The organism is Frankia tisae (assembly GCF_025403405.1).
GTDB lineage: Bacteria > Actinomycetota > Actinomycetes > Frankiales > Frankiaceae > Frankia > Frankia tisai.
In genome coordinates, this window is record NZ_JANEZT010000565.1 from 1 (window position 1) to 2,802 (window position 2,802).

The following is a 2,802-nucleotide window of genomic DNA, read 5'->3' on the forward strand; positions in this document are numbered from 1 at the left end:
CCCGGCGCCAGTGACCAGCACCGTGCGCCCCGCGAGCGCCCCTGACGTCGTCGCCGGCCCTGGACCGTCTGCCGGGCCCGGACCGTCTGCCGGGCCCGGATCGCCGGGTGGGGCTGGATCGCTCGGGACGGCGGGCATCAGCGGTACCGGATGGCCGTGGTCTTGGCCCGGCGGTAGAAGTGCAGCGCCTCGAGGCCCTGCTCCTTGAACGGCGAGCCGGACTCGCGGAAGCCGCCGAAGGGATGGTGCACGTCCCAGCCGGAGGTGGGCAGGTTCACCGCGACCTGGCCGGCGTCGGCCCGGTCGAGGAACTGGTGGGCCGCGCTCAGGTCCCGGGTGAACAGCGACGCCGACAACCCGTAGACGGAGTCGTTGACGGCGTCGACCGCCTCGTCGAAGCCATCGACGGTGCGTACCGCGAGGACGGGGCCGAAGACCTCGTCGCGCCAGATCGACATCGCCGGGGTCACGTCGCCGAGGATCGTGGGTTCGACGAAGCAGCCGTGGCTCAGCCCGGTGTCCGCCGGGGTGCCGCCGCCGGCGAGCAGCGTCGCGCCCTCGGCGCGGGCCCGGCGGACATGGTCGAGCACGGAGTCGCGCTGCGAGGTGTTCACCACCGGGCCCATGGTGGTGTCCGTGTCGATGCCCGGGCCCAGCCGCAGTGTGGCGACGCGGCGGCCCAGGGCCGCGAGCAGGTCGTCGCGGATCGCGGCGTCGACGACGAGCCGGCTCGTCGCGGTGCAGCGCTGCCCGGCCTGGGCGAAGGCGGCCGCGACGAGGGTGTCGGCGGCGAGGTCGAGGTCGGCGTCGGCCAGCACCGCGGTGGCGTTCTTCCCGCCCATCTCGGTCTGGACTCGCAGGTTGCGCCCGGCGACGGTGCGCATGATGTCCAGCCCGACCTCGTTGCTGCCGGTGAAGGTGACCGCGGCGAGGCGGCGGTCGGCGAGCAGGGGTCCGGAGATGTCGCGGCCGCGGCCGGTCACCACGGACAGCGCGTTCGCGGGCAGGCCCGCGTCGAGCAGCGCATGGGCGAGGTGCAGGCTGACCAGCGGGGTGTCGGTGGCGGGCTTGAGCACCACCGCGTTGCCGGCGCTGAGTGCCGGGGCGAGCTTACGGGCCGGGGTCAGCAGCGGGTCGTTCCACGGCGTGATGGCCAGCACGATCCCGACGGGTTCGTAGCGCACGGCGGTGCTGGTGTTCGGCCGGCCGTCGGGCAGCTCGTAGCCGTGGGGCGCACGGGCCATGCCGCCGTAGTACTCGAAGAAGTCGGCGGCCTTGGCCACCTCGCCGCCGGCCTCGGCGAGGGTCTTGCCCATCTCCAGGACGAGATCGCGGGCGATGTCAGTGGCCCGTTCGCGCAGCAGGCCGGCGGCACGCAGCAGCACCGCGCCGCGGTCGAGGGGTCCGGCGGCGCGCCAGGCGCGGGCGCCGGCCTCGGCCGCGTCGTACGTCCGCGCGATGTCGGCGCTGTCCAGGGCGGGCACCCGGGCGACGACGTGGCGCAGGTCCGCCGGGTCGAGCACGGGGATCCAGGTGTCGTTCGCACCGGCGTCCCAGGCGCCGGCGACGAGGACGGGACGATCGTTGACGGTGGTCACGCGGCCACTCCATCCGAGGTGGGGTTCGGGTCGGGGTCCGGGGCGAGGTCCAGTTCCCACGCGTCGGCGACGCTGCCGCGGTGCATCGTGGCGAGCAGGCGGTGCACCGGTCCCGGCGCCATCGGGACCGGGTTCGTGGGGCGCGGGAAGTCGCGGACGGTCTCCACGGCCATCTGTGCCAGCAGGTCGGCCCGGATGCCGACGGCGTCGAGCGAGCGGGGCAGCCCGAGGCGGCGGGCGAGGTCGTCGACCCGCTCCGCCGCCGCCCGCAGCTGCGTGCTCTCGCCGGCGGTGATGGTTCCCGCGATGTGCGCGGCCAGGGCGTCGGGCACGTCGCGGTCGTAGGCCAGGCAGTAGGGCAGGGCCAGCGCGCAGCTCGTCCCGTGCGGCATCGGGGCGTGCCGGGCGATGACGTAGGCCAGGCTGTGCCCGAGCACGACGCCCGCGTTGAGCGCGAGCCCGGACAGGTGCGAGGCATAGAGCACCCGTCCCCGGGCGGCCCGGTCGCCGTCGAGCGCGGCGCGTTCGAGGCTGACGGTGAGGATCCGGACCGCCTCGGTGGCCACCGCCAGGGTCAGCGCGGTGCGGGTGGTCGACAGCATCGACTCGACGCCGTGGGCGATCGCGTCCATGCCGGTCGAGGCCACCACGGCCGCGGGGAGATCGGCCACCAGGTCGGCGTCGAGGACGGCGACGAGCGGGACGAACTGGGCGCAGCTCAGGATGCTTTTCGCGCCGTCGATCGTGATCATCGAGATGCGGGTCGCCTCCGAACCGGTGCCGGTGGTCGTCGGCACGAGCAGCAGTGGTGCCACCGGCACCGGCGGCTCGACGACCCCGACCCAGTCGGCGATCCCGCCCGTGTTCGTCGCGAGCAGGGCGACGGCCTTGGCGAGGTCGAGAGCGCTGCCGCCGCCGACGCCGGCCACGGCCGTCACCGCGTGGGCGCGGGCGAGGTCGGCGGCGCGGGCGACGGCGGTGTCGGTGGGTTCGCCGGCCACGTCGTCGAACACCGTCACCTCGAAGCCGGCGTCGGCCAGGCCGCCGACCACGGTGGCAAGCAGCCCCGCCTCGGACACGACCCGGTCGGCGACGATGAGCACCCGCCCCGGGGCCACCCCCCAGGTGCGCAGGGCCGCTCCCGCCGTGGCGGCGGACCCCGCGCCGGTCAGCACCTGCCGGGGGGCGAGGAAGGCCGGCGCGG

At 75.4% G+C, this 2,802-nt stretch carries 2 protein-coding genes; both read right to left on the bottom strand.

Translation table 11 applies throughout. From position 1 onward, the window contains the following. Positions 1-137: 137 nt before the first annotated feature. Entirely contained in the window at positions 138-1,598 is a 1,461-nt protein-coding gene (locus tag NBZ85_RS29870) for an aldehyde dehydrogenase family protein (protein ID WP_261554368.1), read from the bottom strand. After that, positions 1,595-2,802, bottom strand: a 1,208-nt coding sequence (locus NBZ85_RS29875) for an iron-containing alcohol dehydrogenase (RefSeq protein WP_261563278.1), incomplete at its 5' end; no start/stop codon positions are given. The genes NBZ85_RS29870 and NBZ85_RS29875, both read right to left, overlap by 4 nt.